Raw genomic sequence first — 16,878 nt, forward strand, 5'->3', positions numbered from 1 at the left:
AAACGGTTACGGGTAAGGTGAATCGAGCCGTGCGTTACTTCCTTTTGCACAGATTGCTGTGAGCCGGCTTTGTCACGAATCAGTCAGGCGTAAGCACTTTCCTGATTCATCACATCGCTTTGAGCAGGACGATCAGCGTAAACACAATCAATCTGCCCCTGTTCGTTCAGTTCCAGTGTTAATGAATCCGGCATATCGTCTTCCGCCATAAACTGCAGCAAGCTGTGTGCGATTCCCGGCATCAGTTTTTGCTCAATCAACGCGTTCACATAACGGGCGCCGGTGTCACCGGCGGCACATTGCTGAGCAAGATTATTAAGTACCGCTTCGTCACAACGGAATGCCAGTTGATATTGCTGATCCAGTCGTTGTGCAATCACATCCAGTTTCAACATAACGATTTGTCGCAGTACATCTTCGGACAACGCCACAAATGGAATCACCTGCATGCGCCCTAACAAGGCCGGTGCAAAACGCTCTAACAAGGCGGGTTTAATAAGAGCCTGCAGTTCAGAGAGCGTCGGAGGCTGCCACGGTTCTTCTGCTTGAGCGGACACTTCAGCGAGACGGTCCAGAGCGTCGGTGCCACCCTGCGCCATGATATCGGCAACCTGCTCATCGTGTGATCGTTCGAGTGACCGCTGACTGATTTGCTCAGCGCCCAAGTTACTCGTCATGAGTATCAGCGTGTTTTTAAAATCAATTTCCCGACCCTCACCGTCCCGCATGAAGCCACGGTCAAACACTTGATAAAACAAGTTCATGACATCCGGGTGCGCCTTTTCGACTTCGTCCAGCAGTACTACTGAATAAGGGCGTTGACGTACAGCTTCGGTCAATACGCCGCCCTGACCATAGCCGACATACCCTGGCGGCGACCCCTTCAGTTGTGCGACAGTGTGCGCTTCCTGATACTCGCTCATGTTAATCGTGATCAGCGAGCGTTCACTGCCATACAGGTGAGCGGCCATCGCTCTGGCCGTTTCTGTTTTACCAACGCCACTGGGTCCGGCCAGCAAAAAGACACCGACGGGCCCTTCCGTTGTTCGTAACCCGGCTTTTGAAGCGCGCAGCGCCTGCCCCATGGCGGAAATGGCCAGGGTCTGGCCGACAATCGAATCATTAATAACCGACTCAAAGGTTAAAACGGATTGCACATCGTTTTTACTCATGCTGCCAACCGGCACACCCGTCCAATCAGCCACTACATCCGCAATGGCCAGTTCATTAACTTCTGGTTGAACAATCGGTCGATCGGTCTGCATTGCGAGCAGGTCCAGCCGTAACTTCCGGGACGCCTCAGCGAGTTCCTCTAGTCTATCCTCACTTTCCGTGGACAGGCTCAGGTGTTCGTGTTGGCGGCGAATTTCGGCAACGAGCTCAGATTCCTGTTGCCACTGTGCGGTAATATCGGCCGCTTGCTGCAGACAGGCCTGCAGTTCCTGTTGCAGGGTTTCCAGCAGGCTGTCGCGGATGGCAATGCCCTGTTGATGCTCCGCCGACAACTGTTGAATTCGTGCTTCCAGGTATCGCTGACGTTCACCCAGCGATTCCAATTGCTGAGGAACCACCGATTGCCCCATTCGCACGCGCGCAGCGGCGGTATCCAGCAGATCGATGGCTTTGTCTGGTAGGTAACGTCCGGTAATGTAGCGATCTGACAGTGTCACGGCGGCATCGATCGCGGCGTCGGTGATTTGCACCTGATGATGAGACTGATAAGTATCGCGCAGCCCATTCAGCATAAGAATCGCGGAATCAAGACTCGGCTCTTCCACCGTAATGTTCTGGAACCGTCGAACCAACGCCGGGTCTTTTTCAAAATATTGTTTGTACTCACTGAAGGTCGTCGCCGCAATAGTGCGTAACTCACCCCGTGCTAACGCTGGCTTAAGCAGATTAGCGGCATCTCCCAGCCCTGCTTCACCACCGGCACCAATCAGAGTATGAGCTTCGTCAATGAACAGCATGACAGACCCAGCCGCATCACGAACCTCATCAATAACGGCTTTAAGACGACGCTCAAACTCGCCTTTCACACCCGCACCGGCCTGCAGCAGACCCATATCCAAAACATGAATACGAATGTTCTGCAGTAATGCCGGCACTTCGCCTCGCACTACTTTCTGGGCCAAACCTTCCACCACTGCGGTTTTACCTACCCCAGGCTCACCTACCAGAATGGGGTTGTTTTTACGGCGACGACAGAGAATATCAATGGCCATTCGAATTTCTTCGTGACGACCGGTAATCGGGTCCATGTCATCCGAGGCCGCACGTTCGGTCAGGTCCGTGGTGAACTGTGCCAGGGCTGATTCTGCTTCCGGCGAGGCACTTTGCTTAAGGGAGCGAGCCTTGACACCCTGACTTTGAACGCCCTCGACCGATGCCTGACAAATGGACAACCGATGCTGCCGAAGTTCTTCAAGAACAATCGGGTCCAGTTCACGGAAACCTGAGAAGCCGGGCACGACCGGAGCCAGTTCGATGATCGCTTCAAGTAATGCGGCACTGTCAATATCATCACGGCCATAGTGTACCGTGTTGATCAATACAGCTTTTTCAAGCGTTTGAAATAACGCATCGGAAATACCGGGTTTTCCCTGATGATCTGAGCGTAGTGCATTCACCGATTCGATCATGGCTTGCCACAAACGGTCGACGTCGACGTTGAAATAAGCCACGATCGCATCAATGTGTAATCGCCGATCATCTTCCAATAGTTTTAGCAGCAGATGTTCAACGGTGATTTGATAGTGCCCGCGACTCGCCGCAAACCCGGCGGCGGCTTCCATCATGACGCCGCAATCTGCATTCAGTTTGTCGAGCAACGCACGAAGTGTTTTTGCGTTCATGGTTTCTTCCTTTTCTTGCGTTCTTCCATTAATCGTCCAGAGCTCATGCGGCTCGGTTGTATTGCTCTGACGTCAGCTTCATGGTCAGCGCCCGTTCCGAGCATCCACCCAACTGCGTATGAACGCCCAACTGACTGTCATGTTGACCCAACGCCCACTGTACTTTGGCGCGCGGCTTCAGTTTGATCGAGACATCAAAGTCGACACCTTCCGGCAAATAAGTCTTGAGCAGTTCGGCCATGCGATCCCCGATTTCCCCACCAGGTCGAAAATCCTGAGCGTCGTCGTGCGAGACTGGACCGATATCAACCCCTAACTGCTTACCGATCATCGGGATGGCGTCCCCCAGGCAGGTATCCACGCCCAATGCTTTTTGCCCATCCAGGGTGAGTCCATCTTCAATGGGTATCCAGGTGACCCGCTCGGTATCCACACTGAGCTCGTCGAACGATGTTGCTTCTTTCAGTACATCTTCCAGAGAGACGGCATCTCGGGCCGTCCCCAGGTAACTACCACCGAACGCCATGGCACCGGCATTCTTTTGCCAGTACTGCCCGGTCAAGCCACTCACCATGCGCCGATACAAGCCTTCTTCGCCTGCTTCGGTGACCAGGTTTTGTTTCTTCCAGGCCTGATGCGTCAGCTCGTAGAGGCGCTGATTAAAAATATCGAGAAACGCCTGCAAGCGCTGACCATCCGCACCGCCTTCTGTGACGTCGTCAAGAAAGTACTGTGGCAATGGAGAGTCGACCCCATAGAGCCCCATAAACCGAACAATAACCTCAAGCTCATTGCCAGCGCGTTGATCCACACGACGCACATCGGAAGCGGGGAACGCCAGGCTGGTGTCCGGTCGGATTTTGACCTTCTGGCTGACACCGGTTTCGCCATGCTGTGTCAGCTGCTCCAACAAAAACAGAAGCTGATGAAGCTGATATTGATGGCCCTGTGCCAGTATGTCGGTCAGAACAGGGCTTTGCTGCCAAACACCGGGTTCCATATCCATTCCTTGTAAGTCGGTAACTGAATAATCTTGGTTTGAACAAACTCTGTCATATTCGCAAAGCCACTGAAGAAATAGTGCAACATCGCGCCAAACAAATACATGTCGGAGCGATTACTGAAGCCCGACTCCGCCAGCTCGACACGAACTTCCAAGCCTTGAAACAAAACGCCCTGTTTGAGTCGATGAGTTGCATGAGTTGTGATGCCGCTGATGGCCGAAATCCGTTTTTGATTTTCCGGCTGCCCGCTCCAATCAAATAAACTGAGCAGTTGTTGTACTTGCTCGACACTGCTGATGCTACTTAATGTCACAGATAGCAAAGAGATCAATTGCCATTGATAATCCTGAATGTCCGGAGCGTGCATCAAACGGCTCGGGCGAGTAATGTTGGCCACCGTTAACAGACGCGCATCCGCTCCCTGTAGGGTATTCAGCCCTCCGAAGTCAATGTATCGTCGCGGGTACTGGTCATTGCAGACGCGGGTCTCAACCGACAATACTTCCTGATGAAATGGCGGTGCCGACGTCAGCGATAAGTAAGTCAAACGGTTATCCAACCCGGCGATACGGGATTCGGTTGAATACACCCGGTCGTCGTCTTGACGATTGCGCATCGCATAAAGCGGGTAATAATCGTGTGTGTGGCCCGTAGACTGATCGCGCCCGGTAACCGACTCCACACTGTACACTGAGGTATAGTCCGCAATCTGTCGGTCAGGCTTCACCCGATAATCGGTACGTTTATGATCAAACAAGATCGGCTCGGCATCGTGTTCGTACAGATTAATCGCCGGCACGCAATTCAGTTTCAAGTGACCAATGTCCAAGCGTGTATCAACCGGCAGGCTGATCGGCGTTTCGATGTGAATAACAAGTTCATCGGCCGTTTCCGGAAGATCAAGTTGCTGCAAGCCCAACAGCTCGACGAATAGGTATTTCTCCCGTGCGCAGAAATAATCGTGGATCACACTGAACGCCGACCGCGCACGACCGGCGTAGGGCAGTAAGGAATCTTCAGCGGCGGTATGCGCCAGTTTAAACCGCAACCGATCCTGAACGGCCATTACCGGACGACCTGGTACCGATGCTGTTACCCGGGTATCGGATGCGGTCAACGCATGAATCAGTGTGTAGGCCAGTTGCCAATCCGCAAAGGCGTATAACTTGAGTGCCGACAAGTCCATTTCTTGCCAGTCACTTTTTGGTTGCTTACGAAGATGGATGTCAATCTGTGCGCCCCCACCTAACGATTCACGTCCGCTGAGATGGCTAATCGACAAGGGCTGTACCTGTACCGCTTGAGTAGTTGTGAACTCACAGTTTGCGTTCATCGGACCGCAATTGACGGCCCGAACCTGCTGTCCTTTACTCAACTGCACCGCTTCTTTCAGCACACTCCGACCTGAAAATTCCAGCACGGTACTGGAAGGATAGGGTCGGATGAGCGCCGGCATCAACTGCTCCAGTAAGGCACCACTGATCTGTGGGACAGCATCGTCCAATCTCAACCGGATTTGCGAGGTCAGAAATGCCATACCTTCCAAGAGGCGCTCGACATAAGGATCACGATCTTTAATCGATTCCAGATTGAGCATAGAGGCCTGCTCTGGATAGGCTTCAGCGAACTCCTGCGCCAGCTCCTGCAGGGAGCGCATCTCAGCTTCGAAGTATTCCCGATAAGACTGCATAACATCACATCCGATTCGGCTGCATAACCTGCGCCTGATAGTTGCTTTTAAAAAGGGTTTGAAATCTCACCGCTGTGCCGTCTGCCAACAGTCCGCTGATTTCCATGCGAACGACACAGCGTCGAATATCTCGTGTACGCGGCTGAACGCGTACGTTACGTAATCTGGGTTCATACTTTTCAATGACCTGCTTTACTGAAAAAGCGATGTCCTGTTCTGAATACGGCAACTCGCGATAGAACATGTCCAGATCGGGTAAACCATAATCCGGCAGATGCTCTAAAACGCCCTGTCGTGCGTTCAACAGACGAATCAGATGATCGTGGACACTGGTCAACAGTTGATCCTCGCCCGGATACCGTGAGAGCGGGTTACCTGCACTGTCATGACCTTTTAATACATCGTAAAGCGCGTACATAGGAAAAGTCCGAATCAAAAAGCGCACCCAAGGGGGTGCGCATAAAAAGCCGATCAGCGGCCTTCAACCCAAGAGTCGGAAAACTCGATGTTTCCGTCGAGGTACGTCCAGGTAATTTTCTGGTAACGAACGGCAACCTGCTCAAGATGCGGGAAGCGTTCTTTTTCCAGATCCTTAACGTTTTCCATCTTCGGACCCACCGAAGTCACACGAACACCTTCCAGCGTGTGACGGAAGTACTCAACTTCAGTACCGGTGTCATCGATTTTGTACCAGCTCAGAACCAGTTTCGACAGCGTCTGGCCGTTTGAACAGGCTTTGTACAGGTACGGTGTTGCCGCATCAAAAGCCTTGGTAACCACAAAAGGCTCATGCTTACGAGTACCTGTCAGTTCACCAGAATCCGCGTCGGTAGGAATACGGAGTTCGTGATCGAACGCCAATACTTCTACAGACCCTTCGCGGCCGGCAACATTTACTGATCCGCTGATCTCGTTTCCTTGATCATCGGTGATCCACATATAAGCGGGAATCGCCATCTAATATCTCCTTAATTTTTTGCATTAATGCGCAGCACGACACAAAGGCCGTGTATTCCAGATCTTACGATCGCGCTTTTTGGAATGAGGTCTGAACCCGGTCATCAGACCGGGTTACTCAGAAACCGAATTACTCGGGCAGCTGTGATACCAACGACAGCCGTACATCGACGCCTTCCACCTGGAAGTGCGGCTGAACATGCATGTTGACCGAATAATATCCTGGGTTATCGGCCGATTCAGTGACGGACACCTGACCGTCTTTTAACGGATGCGACGCCGCCAGTTCCGGTTCAGGATTGTTCATTTTGGTCACCAGGCCTTGCAGCCAGCTGTTCAACTCATTTTCCAGATCCAATCGGGACTTCAATGACCCGATGTTTTCCCGTTGCAATACTTTCAGGTACTGAGCAATCTTTGACACCAGTAGGATGTATGGCAGCCGGGAATTAATCCGGGAATTGGCCGTGGCGATATCGTCATTGTATTCGACCGGCTTCTGCGTTGAGTTGGCTGAGAAGAAACAGGCATAGTCACTGTTTTTGTAGTAACTCAGTGGGATGAAACCATGATCGGCAAACTCGAGTTCTTTAGTTTCTGAAATCAGAACTTCGGTTGGAATCTTAGCCTCCGTTCCCCGGCCGGACTCATAATAGTGAACCGGTAGGTTTTCCAACTTACCGCCAGCTTCCGGCCCGCGGATGTTCACGGTCCAACCATGATTTTTCTGACTCTGTGCAATGTTACTTGCAAAAGCAAACGCCGAGTTACCCCAACAATAGCGGTCATGCTGCTCGCCAGTTACCGACTCGCTGTAGCCAAAGCTACGTACCGGGTTGTTTTCGCCGTACGGCAAGCGCAACAGGAAACGAGGGAAGACCAAGCCGACATAGCGTGCGTCTTCGGTATCCCGGAAGCCTTTCCAGCGCAGATACTCTGCACGGTCCATGTATGAAGACAGGTCCTGTATCTTAGGAATGTCTTCTACCGTCTCTTTACCGAAAAATGCCGGACCTACTGCACTGATAAACGGACAGTGAGCCGCACTGGAGACTTTCGAAATTTCAGTCAGCAATTCAACATCCTGCGCTGATCGATCGAACTCAAAGTTACCGATCACCGCAGTAATGGGTTCACCCCCTGGCGTGTCATATTCCTGGGTATAGATGTGATCGTAATAGCCGGACTGGGTCGTATCTGGTGATTCCTCAAAGTCTTCGAGCAAGTCTTCTTTGGTGATATCCAACAGCTCAACTTTACTGTTTGATTTAAAGTCAGTTCGATCTACCAGGAACTTGAGGCCACGCCATGCAGACTCTACTTTCTGAAATGCATCGTGATGTAACACTTCATCCAACTGTTTGGAAATGGTGTCATCGATAAGCGCAATGTATTGATCAAGAAGACCTTTATCGATACGTTCAATCTGCTGACCAGAATCGAGCGCGACCTGAAGAAACACCTGCAATGCGGCCGTGATTCGTTCATTGGGTTGCGCATCGCCCATGGCTTTTGAAGTTTCGAATTTTTTGATTTCAAGCCCGCTTTGCATCGGTTCGATATCAATCAAATCGCACAAACGACTGTAGACCGTTCCTTCTTCCGTGCTTTCACTTGCAACGGTCTGTTTTGCTTCTGCCATATCCATGATTAGTCTCCTGCCACTTCCGTGTTTTCGTCCGCTTTGTCAGCTTCTGAGGCAATCAATTTACTCAACTCTTCTTTTAATGCATTGAGGTCTGTCTCATCCTGCATAATGCGTTCAACTTCTTTACGAAGTGAGCTGTTATCGAGAAGATTCGATTTTAAATCTTTCAACAGGTTTCGCATGGCCAGCAGGGAACTTACTTCAGGAATCTGGGCTGCGACCTGCTCAGGGTGGAAGTCTTTGAACTTTTTGAAGGTCAGGTCCACGGCAATTTCAGACTCAGGATCATCTGAAATACGGTTTGGAACCGAGAACTTCGCTGACGGGGCCATGTCCTCCATAACCTGCTCGAGGTTCGACGAGGTAATGTTTACGCGCTGGCGTTCACTTAAATCACCGTCCCCTTTGCCATTACTGAAATCACCCATCACCAGCAGCTTAAGCGGTAATTCTTTCTTTACCGTTGCACCACCCGTTTCCAGATCTAATGCGATATTGACCCGAGCTCGAGGAATTTCGTTTTGAAAGCTATCGCTCATGTTATCTCCTGTTAATTTCCTAGAGCCACTGAATTGCACTGGCAACGTCAGTGGTACACATTAATGATCGCAGGCGTTCAATCTGGCTTTCCATGTCCAGGCGCTGATCGTCCTGCTCGATCGACGTTAACTGCTCCTTCAGCAATCGATATAACGTTCTCCAGATCTGCATGGCAGTCTGCGGAGCGGTACCGGCCAAATGATAGCGATCAACATCTTTTACTAACTGCAGCAACAAGGGTGTCGCCAGGTTACTGCGATCCTGCTCAACACAAAGTTGTGCTTTACAAAAATCGTTTTGAATGCGTTCAAGTTGTGACGAGGTGGCTTGCTCTGACAGCCAGACCAAAGCAACAGACAGGGAGTCAGACTCGGCGAGAGCCCTCGCCTCCTGCAGCCATTCCGACAAACGGTCAGCGGCCTGGCCGGTCTGGGCGCCACTTTGCTGGTTCTGCTCCAGCCAGGCGGTCACCTTTGCCGACGCAAAAGGTTCGTCATTGTCAAACCGAAGCTGCAGCAGCTTCGGGAACTTCTTTGTCAACAACAGGAGCTGGCTGAGAATCAATTGATTGATGGACGCCTGATTCATCTGCTGAGCACAGTCAGCGGCTTGCTTCATGATATCGAATAAGAAGTTTCCACTGGGTTCCATAAAAGCATCAATGGCCGCGATAAGACCCTCTTCCCATTGCTGATTGTCAATAGCGTTATGAATGCGGGTTAAACTGGTGGCTCTCGGTGCGGGCAGGCGGGTCTTACCATCATCATTGGGAGGCAACGTTAATCCGACCCATTGCACCGTACACGCCAGTGAGACTTGCTTTTCATAGGATCCCTGCTCACGGTAATAGCCCATTAACTGGCGAACCGATTGTTGGTACTGCGTGGACGACTGTATCGTTCCTTGCGGCATCGGTGCGCTGGACTGGCTGGCCGTTGACGGTTCCTGAGGCTGATCGCCTGAGCTTTGAGTTTTTGCCGGTTCAGGTGCTGGTTGCTTTTTCGGTTGTTGCGACTGAATCCATTTGTGCAGCTCCGGCCAACTCATGGACTCCCCAGCTGACTCTGACAGCGCGGAAAATAAGGCGTCATAAACAGCGGCGGCCTGTTCTGCGACATCCCCGCTGACACTGCCAGTCGCCTTTTGGGCGAAGTTCAGGATCTTTTCCTGTTGGAACCAACGCAAGGCGGATTGTTTGGCTTTGGTACGATTAGGATGAATGTCTTCGCCATAGGTTTGGAGCAACTGCAACAACAGTGTCATGCCTCTGGCCAAGCCTTCTAAACCGTCTTGGCGTGCCATCGACAGCATCAGGTAGGACGCGACACGAATGTCTTTTGCTTGTTCGCTGAGTATGTGTTCGGATAAGGTTCGAATACGCTCAAAATCGACATCAGACTTTTTCTCAATCTCTGATTTCAGATCACTGAAAGTGTCGGAGTAACGTGGGTCTTCTCCAACCGGATTATCTGGCTGAATGGGAGTGACCAATGTTGCTGTCTGTTCAATCCATTGCTGCATGAAATATGTCCAACCTTAAAACTTTTGATACCAGTCGATCATTAAGTCCAGAAGGTTCGCCTCCTTCCGGCCTAACCAATGACTGGCCATCATTTGATGCGAGTCAGTTACTAATGCTTCACGAGCCATATCCGTCCATCCCAGAAACTGTGTATTCATATCGGCGCTGTGCAATGCCAGCTCCATCGCCGTCGCCGTCAGCGGCTTGGTCAGAATAAAGCATCGACAATCTTGTTCGGTGTCTATCCAGAACACATCGGGACACCAGCTTTTGTCATTAATAACGGCACTCAATAATTGCATCCAAAACGCCAATGATTTTGCTGTCGTCACTCCGGAGGGCAAAGGCAACCAGATTCCCTGATATACCCGATGCAGACGACGGGTCTTCAATACCTCCAACAAGGCGATCAGCCCACTGAGGGCCTTTCTTTGTGAAGTTTCATCGTCACCCGCCAAAGGCTGAAGAAACGCCTGTAATCTAATCGTCTCAACCATTTGCATCGCCTGTCGTCGTGCAATGCGAACATCGCAATAACTGAGCGATCGATTCAAATCACTCAGCATGCTGACATCCAAAGATTGCCGTTCAATCGATAACATTTCCGGCGCTTCAATCAGGTCACTCAGCCGGTCCATGGCGCTGACAAATAACGCATCCGGCTTATAAGAAAACTCAGGATCCGTCACCCGGTTAAACACCAAAAAAGGGTATTCGCGGCCTGCGCTGTCCATACTAGGGATAATCAGCGCTAATAACCCTTGGCGATCGATACTGGCAGCCTGCAGCACACCCAACGATTGAAAGGCCGTCAAACGGGTTTGCTCCGGGAGTTGGAAATACAGTGTTTGTATAATTCCATCCAGTGCTTTAACTTCACGCCAACCTGCATCCACCTGTATAAAGTCAGCAGCGCTGGGAAGTTTTCCTGACGCGCCAACTAACGATTGAGGTGTTGGTTCAGGCACTTCCTCGGTAGCAGCTTTCCGGTACCCAAACATAATTATCCTTTAAATAAACTGCTTGGCAGATAAAAGCCCTGCAGCGCGCTTTTGTTGAGCACACTGCCAGCCCGGTCGGCCCGCACGCTGTAACGCGCAGAAACCGTTTCACCGTTTGCCAAGGTTAATGGAAAGCTGACTTTAAATTCGGTGCCACGCTCATGAGCAATGTCAGAGTGTCTCAATAAGCGAACAAACGCCCAGGGGCCTTCGAACTTCAAATCGGCATAGCCGGAACCACCATTCAGATGGACTTCTACCTGGGCCATCTGACTGCTTTCAAGAGACCAGTAAAACTCGCGCCACTCTTCTGGCTCGTTACGATATCGATAGGTGTGATTATCGACAGCCAATCGAGATTCGCTAACGCCCGGTGTTGGGATAGGCGAGACCCAATACTTCATACCGGTATTGCTTTGCTCGTCAAACAGGCCCGTTACAATGCTGCCGGCAGAGTTCACGGCATTAAACACATCAGGGTTGAACGCCAGGCCCTGTCCAAGCCAGGTACGAACTTTCCAATTACCGCTGCGAACCTGAACAAATGGCTTCAGGTCGGTGTTGATAAACTGCCAGAACACACCCGCTTCGGGCTGGAAGAAAGCCGTCACATCCCGAACCACGGCGTCTGATGACGAATCCGCGAACGGGAACCGCCCCTGAATCGATTTCCGATAAGCGCCATAGACGGTTTCCTGCCAGGCCGTTTGCAGAGAACGTTCACTGGCGGCCAACATGCCATTCCATACCGCGCGCAATGGCGACGTCAACAAAGGTGACATCTGGCCCTTTACAACATCGTCTGTGCCCTGAAGGAGGTTATCGACATTGATCCAGGCACTGTAGAGCCGATTACCCGAACCCTGACCTGAGAGAAGATCTCCGGCGTAACGACGCGCTTCCTGGTCAGCATCTGAAGCCACACGAATGACATCCAACTCATCCGCCAGCGGTGCTATTTCAGCAATGTACGCTTCCAGCACATCCGGTCGACCGCTGTCATCAGTGTCTTTTATAAGAGCGCGCAGCTCTTGACTCAATCCAGCAAAAACCGGGTTCAATGGTGGCTCCGGCAGGTCGACGGTGGTCGTATCGGAACCCTCGGCTGACGCTTGTTCCGGCAACTCCGGTCGATCGATATCAGATATCTGAAGGTTTTCGTCAAGCGTCAGGAACAAGCGCATCAGTACGCCATCGGTTTCCGAAATCGCCTTCAATGATTGAATGGATCGGGTCAAATCCGAGTGCCTGACGGCCGCCGTTTTACTCACCAGATCGGACCACTGAACCACATAGTCCGAAAAGTATTGCTTGCGAATAGCCTGCTTCAGTGTTTCAGCTTTCTTTTTCACATCGGCATCAGAGACATTATTTAGCTCCAGCCCTAAAACCCAATCACCACGACTCGCCGCCTGAGCCAGTGCGTTGATTTCGGCTTTAACATAGTTATCCCATGCTGAGCGCGTGTATAGCTCTGAGAACTCCGTGTTATTGGTCAACACGCCATCGACCTCTGGCCCAAGCAACGATCGTAACGTGACCGTTGGGTACTGGTTTGAGCCTTTACTGAGCATCTGCTGATAAAGAAGATCGGCATCTGGTGGCGTTTGCAATGCCTGCTGGCCTTCAGCAATCAGCCGATCATTGAAGTGCCAATAGTCAGTCCGGTCACCCGCGACCGTCTCCACCACATGCTGCAGATAAAACCCGGTCAACGCATTTAATGAGTCACTCTGTGATGCTGACATTGGCTGGTTCTGCTCGTCGAGATACGCCGTCCAAAGGTCTGTCAGATAGGGGCCGACCACATCACGATCGTACTCATCGGGCTGTGTCGTCAGCATCTGATAGATTTCGAGCAACTGGTAATACTCATGACGAGCGGCAGCCTGTTGCTGATCATCTAATGTTGGCCACTGTTCACTCATTTGCTCGAATTGCGTTTGATAAAAAGGCATAACCTGCGTTCGCATAGCCTGATCAACACTCTGGACGAGGAGGTGCCGCATCGGCTCACCATGGGTGCCAATCAGGTCATAACGGCTCAACAGACTGAGCGGCGAATAGGTATGAATGGATTCCAGATCCTGATAGTGCTGGTGCAGTTCGATCAGCGCTGTTGCGCGTTCAATTTCAGACGCCGTCGACGTCTGCAACTGTTCCGCGAGCTGCTCTGCTTTGTTGACATAGTCAGACAGAAGCTTGTTGTTGGCGGTATAGGTTCCGGTTAGCGTAAGACCCGAAACCGTTGCCAAACCAACAAACGACACCAACAATAAACTCTTTGCGGCCAGATGCAGACGCTGACGTTTTCGACTCCCGCGAACGGCATTCTTCAATGGAAAGATGACCTGAGTAAACAACTCGGCAATGAAGTAACTGCGCTGACTGCTACCGCTGCGTTCAGTCAACCCCAGCGCTTTAGCAAACACATCTTTCAGCAGGTTGCTACGTCGCTCAATCACCGCCCCTTCCTGCATACTGCTGGTAAAGTAAACGCCGGCAAACCAGGGTTTTTCATGATAGGGGCTGTCTTTAGTCAACATGCCTATAAACTCAACCAACCGTTCTGACAAACCGCTGAACTGGGAAGGGTACTGAAAAATGCCATTTCGTTTATCAGAGTCGTTTGCCAACAGCATTTTTTGCGTTCGCTGTTCGTACAGTCGCTCAGTCAGTTGGGCCAACTGACTCTTCAGAACATTGACGACATCAGTCCGTTTATCTTCAGTCTGGTCCAGAACATAGACACCCCAGGGTTGGGCTGCCTCGGTGTCGCTAAGGTCTTCAAAGAATGCATCAAAGCCACGAACCATATCGCACTTGGTCAATACCACATACACAGGCACCATCAGCCCAAGTTCGGACATCACCTCCTGCAGTCGGTTTTTTGCGTTATTCGCGGACTGCTGCAATGACTCCGGATCAGACGTCAATAATTCATCGACCGGAAACGCCAGAATGACACCATTTACCGGAACCTGGGGCCGATGCTTTTTTAACAAGCGAAGAAAGCTGAACCATTCCTTATTGTCTTCATCGGTAGAATATCGACCAGCGGTGTCAATCAATACGGCCTGATCTGAAAACCACCAGTCACAGTTTTTTGTTCCACCGATACCATCCATGTGGTAGCGGGTATCATCCTGAAACGGAAAGTTCAGCCCGGAACGAGCGTAGAAAGTACTTTTCCCAGCGGCTGACGGGCCAATAATCATGTACCAGGGCAATGCGTATAAGGCACCTTTACCGCGATACCGACGGCCCAACTGGCTGGTTTTCAGTGAGTCGAGCACAGTCTTAAGTTTGCTGCGAAGCTCCTCATCCTCGACACTTTGCTCAAGATCACCCGCAAGTTTCTGACCGCGAAACTTCAAAAACAGAGCCCGGCCGATAATCCACAATAGATAGATACCAAAGAGACCAGCAATGACGATTAAACGGGACGTAACCGATGTCAGGCCAACATAGCGCCCGGCAAACCAGACGATGACCGCAAGGCCAACGAACCCGGCAAAGACGCCGGTGAACAAGCGTGTCAGAAACGGTAAAAACCTCATGATCAACCCTTTCACTGCCCTTCCTCCTGATCGACCATGCTCGTGGTTTCAGTCATCTTCTCAATCGATTGCGCACTCACCTGAATGGCGTCTTGCGTTTGTGTACTGTAAACAACGGTCATAACAACAATCGCTGCAACAAACAGAACACTCATTACCCAATACGACTGTTGACCGGCAATTCTTGATTTCATCTGATGTTCAGGTGCCGCATTCTCAGACAAAATTCGATTAACTCTGCCCTGCTTTTGTTCTATTTCCGCCCGGAACGTACTGAGGTAGGCCTGCAACTGTTCATAACCAGCAAGTCGATACTTACCCTGAAAGCCAAGTAGCAGAATGGTAAAATAGAGGTTTAAAACGGCCATATCGGTAGAGGAGTCACTACGCAACTCATCAAGCCGGGTAAAAAAACTTTGACCGATGGACGCGTCGCCAAAGTACTCAATGGCCAGTGGCTTAGCCATCCAATCATACTTTTTCGGCCACCTTGAATTGAGTACAACTTCATCGCTGAAGGCAGTCATAGCAAACTTAATATTCCGGATAACATCCGGAGTGACCTGCAACTCAAAACACCGACGCTCCAGCAGCACAAACGCTGATTCGACCTGAGCTCTGAGGTCATCGGGCGCATGATCGGCTTTTTCAGGGGTTTGCAGCGGTACAATCAGATTGAAAATCTGAGCACTCACTTCTGAAATGGTTTCATCTATGGACAGTGTTGTTTGCGTCATATCAGCTTTCTTCCACTGCTATCAGTTCCAGACTGACATCGGCAAAATCACCCATACAAAAAACGCTGAACTGCCCAACTCTCACGATTTCTCGCCACATTTCAGACATGGTGTTCAATTGAAAATACTCATAGCCAGATCGAATCCGAACTTTTGAGGGCACCCGCTGAACATGCTGTACCGGAACGCCCGGCAATCCACTGGCAATCAGGGTTTCCAGCTGCTCCGGTGCAGACACTTTGCAAAGGCCAGGGAATCGGGCAATCCAATCCACCCCGTCCTGATGTGCATCGACAGCGATAAAGAAGGACATAGTCTCCAGCGCTTGAGACGAGATCTTTGTTGATTCAAATCGACCTGCCGATAGTTGATTCAATCCAATGCCCGCTTCCGGACGCTCCTGTTTTAACGACAGCATCGTTCGGATTTCAGAAACAATGGTCTGGAACGTGTTTTCAGTCGTGCCGTGATGGTAAGCCGGCGCGTTACCAAGATTTTCTGGGTTAAAGAACAATGCCAGGCTTTGATGCAGTCCGGTCAGTTTTTGGAAAAACTCAAAAGGGTGATGTTGAGGGACTGAGAGATACTGATCCAGTACGCACTTTACCTCAGCGATGTCACGGTGAAGCATGAGATCAGACAGTTCAGCGGATGAAAAACCGGAAGGATCTGTCATACCCTGACGCTGTTTTCGATAATCACGTTGAAAATTGGTCAACATATCTGTGGTGTTCTGAAGCAGTTCGTATAACCACGGAACACTGTTAATATGCAGACAAGGTGGAAACACATCGGTACTGACTCGATATTCACCATCGTACTGCTTTTGAAAACGAACCAAAGGCAATACCTGCATTTGATCTTTTGCATCCAGGTCGGTAAGAAGCCGAAGATTGGGTTTGGCCAGCATGACTTCTCTGGTACGGGCACTGTCACACTCATCCGGAAGGTCTTTATAAAACGCCATCCAACGGCTGAGCCGGCCATTACTTGTATAACCTGCTGCGCCTTCGACGAAGTGATTCGACGCCAGTGCCACAGACACCGTGACTTCCTGCTGCCCATTCTGGTTAAGATCCAAAAACAGTGGCTCTTCCTGATCGCGCTGATAGTCAATAACCTGGCCGTCTGGAAACACGGCCTGTAACTTTTGCAGTTCAAAACGCCCATCACGAAGCGACACTTCACTCCAGGACAAAGACACGACGCCCCAATAAAACGGATGATAGCTCTTCTTATCGAAAAATGATGACGCTCGAACCTGTCTATCCCAGGCTTGAAAGTGCTGCTGCCCGACAAACACGCCTTCGGCCCAGACTACTTTATTTAGGTCTGACATATCTGTTCCCTGAAAAAAATATTTT

At 50.8% G+C, this 16,878-nt stretch carries 12 protein-coding genes; all 12 read right to left on the reverse strand.

Annotation, left to right across the window (positions count from 1 at the left end; translation table 11 throughout):
- Positions 1 to 83: 83 nt before the first annotated feature.
- Positions 84 to 2,855, reverse strand: a complete 2,772-nt coding sequence (tssH, locus tag MED297_RS08865) for a type VI secretion system ATPase TssH (protein WP_008044171.1) — start codon at positions 2,853 to 2,855, stop codon at positions 84 to 86.
- Between the two features lie 43 nt (positions 2,856 to 2,898).
- Positions 2,899 to 3,855: a type VI secretion system baseplate subunit TssG gene (gene tssG / locus MED297_RS08870; RefSeq protein ID WP_040556932.1), complete on the reverse strand. Its 957-nt coding sequence runs from the start codon at positions 3,853 to 3,855 to the stop codon at positions 2,899 to 2,901.
- Positions 3,819 to 5,549 (reverse strand): type VI secretion system baseplate subunit TssF, encoded by a 1,731-nt coding sequence (gene tssF, locus MED297_RS08875; protein WP_008044173.1) that lies wholly within the window; start codon positions 5,547 to 5,549, stop codon positions 3,819 to 3,821. Before tssF ends, tssG begins: the two co-directional genes overlap by 37 nt.
- A 4-nt stretch (positions 5,550 to 5,553) precedes the next feature.
- Positions 5,554 to 5,967, reverse strand: a complete 414-nt coding sequence (tssE, locus tag MED297_RS08880) for a type VI secretion system baseplate subunit TssE (protein ID WP_008044174.1) — start codon at positions 5,965 to 5,967, stop codon at positions 5,554 to 5,556.
- 53 nt (positions 5,968 to 6,020) lie between these two features.
- Positions 6,021 to 6,506, reverse strand: a complete 486-nt coding sequence (locus tag MED297_RS08885; protein ID WP_008044182.1) for an Hcp family type VI secretion system effector — start codon at positions 6,504 to 6,506, stop codon at positions 6,021 to 6,023.
- 130 nt (positions 6,507 to 6,636) lie between these two features.
- Positions 6,637 to 8,154: a type VI secretion system contractile sheath large subunit gene (gene tssC, locus MED297_RS08890; RefSeq protein WP_008044190.1), complete on the reverse strand. Its 1,518-nt coding sequence runs from the start codon at positions 8,152 to 8,154 to the stop codon at positions 6,637 to 6,639.
- Between the two features lie 2 nt (positions 8,155 to 8,156).
- Complete coding sequence (gene tssB / locus MED297_RS08895) at positions 8,157 to 8,693, reverse strand: type VI secretion system contractile sheath small subunit (RefSeq protein WP_008044192.1); 537 nt, start codon at positions 8,691 to 8,693, stop codon at positions 8,157 to 8,159.
- Positions 8,694 to 8,712: 19 nt separating this feature from the next.
- A complete protein-coding gene (gene tssA / locus MED297_RS08900) occupies positions 8,713 to 10,215 on the reverse strand; it encodes a type VI secretion system protein TssA (RefSeq protein WP_008044195.1) in 1,503 nt (500 codons plus the stop codon).
- Between the two features lie 15 nt (positions 10,216 to 10,230).
- Positions 10,231 to 11,217, reverse strand: a complete 987-nt coding sequence (locus MED297_RS08905; protein WP_008044197.1) for a TagF domain-containing protein — start codon at positions 11,215 to 11,217, stop codon at positions 10,231 to 10,233.
- 2 nt (positions 11,218 to 11,219) lie between these two features.
- On the reverse strand, positions 11,220 to 14,777 hold the full coding sequence (gene tssM, locus MED297_RS08910) for a type VI secretion system membrane subunit TssM (protein WP_154650890.1): 3,558 nt from the start codon (positions 14,775 to 14,777) through the stop codon (positions 11,220 to 11,222).
- A gap of 11 nt (positions 14,778 to 14,788) precedes the next feature.
- Entirely contained in the window at positions 14,789 to 15,514 is a 726-nt protein-coding gene (locus MED297_RS21225; protein ID WP_008044200.1) for a DotU family type IV/VI secretion system protein, read from the reverse strand.
- Between the two features lies 1 nt (position 15,515).
- A complete protein-coding gene (gene tssK, locus MED297_RS08920; protein ID WP_008044202.1) occupies positions 15,516 to 16,853 on the reverse strand; it encodes a type VI secretion system baseplate subunit TssK in 1,338 nt (445 codons plus the stop codon).
- Positions 16,854 to 16,878: the final 25 nt, after the last annotated feature.

The organism is Reinekea blandensis MED297, from assembly GCF_000153185.1.
Classification (GTDB): domain Bacteria; phylum Pseudomonadota; class Gammaproteobacteria; order Pseudomonadales; family Natronospirillaceae; genus Reinekea; species Reinekea blandensis.

What these genes read in the sequence shown, in the direction of transcription:
- tssH (WP_008044171.1), bottom strand. Translation starts at nt 2,855, where the DNA reads ATGAACGCAAAAACACTTCGTGCGTTGCTCGACAAACTGAATGCAGAT.
- tssG (WP_040556932.1), bottom strand. Translation starts at nt 3,855, where the DNA reads ATGGAACCCGGTGTTTGGCAGCAAAGCCCTGTTCTGACCGACATACTG.
- tssF (WP_008044173.1), bottom strand. Translation starts at nt 5,549, where the DNA reads ATGCAGTCTTATCGGGAATACTTCGAAGCTGAGATGCGCTCCCTGCAG.
- tssE (WP_008044174.1), bottom strand. Translation starts at nt 5,967, where the DNA reads ATGTACGCGCTTTACGATGTATTAAAAGGTCATGACAGTGCAGGTAAC.
- MED297_RS08885 (WP_008044182.1), bottom strand. Translation starts at nt 6,506, where the DNA reads ATGGCGATTCCCGCTTATATGTGGATCACCGATGATCAAGGAAACGAG.
- tssC (WP_008044190.1), bottom strand. Translation starts at nt 8,154, where the DNA reads ATGGATATGGCAGAAGCAAAACAGACCGTTGCAAGTGAAAGCACGGAA.
- tssB (WP_008044192.1), bottom strand. Translation starts at nt 8,693, where the DNA reads ATGAGCGATAGCTTTCAAAACGAAATTCCTCGAGCTCGGGTCAATATC.
- tssA (WP_008044195.1), bottom strand. Translation starts at nt 10,215, where the DNA reads ATGCAGCAATGGATTGAACAGACAGCAACATTGGTCACTCCCATTCAG.
- MED297_RS08905 (WP_008044197.1), bottom strand. Translation starts at nt 11,217, where the DNA reads ATGTTTGGGTACCGGAAAGCTGCTACCGAGGAAGTGCCTGAACCAACA.
- tssM (WP_154650890.1), bottom strand. Translation starts at nt 14,777, where the DNA reads ATGAGGTTTTTACCGTTTCTGACACGCTTGTTCACCGGCGTCTTTGCC.
- MED297_RS21225 (WP_008044200.1), bottom strand. Translation starts at nt 15,514, where the DNA reads ATGACGCAAACAACACTGTCCATAGATGAAACCATTTCAGAAGTGAGT.
- tssK (WP_008044202.1), bottom strand. Translation starts at nt 16,853, where the DNA reads ATGTCAGACCTAAATAAAGTAGTCTGGGCCGAAGGCGTGTTTGTCGGG.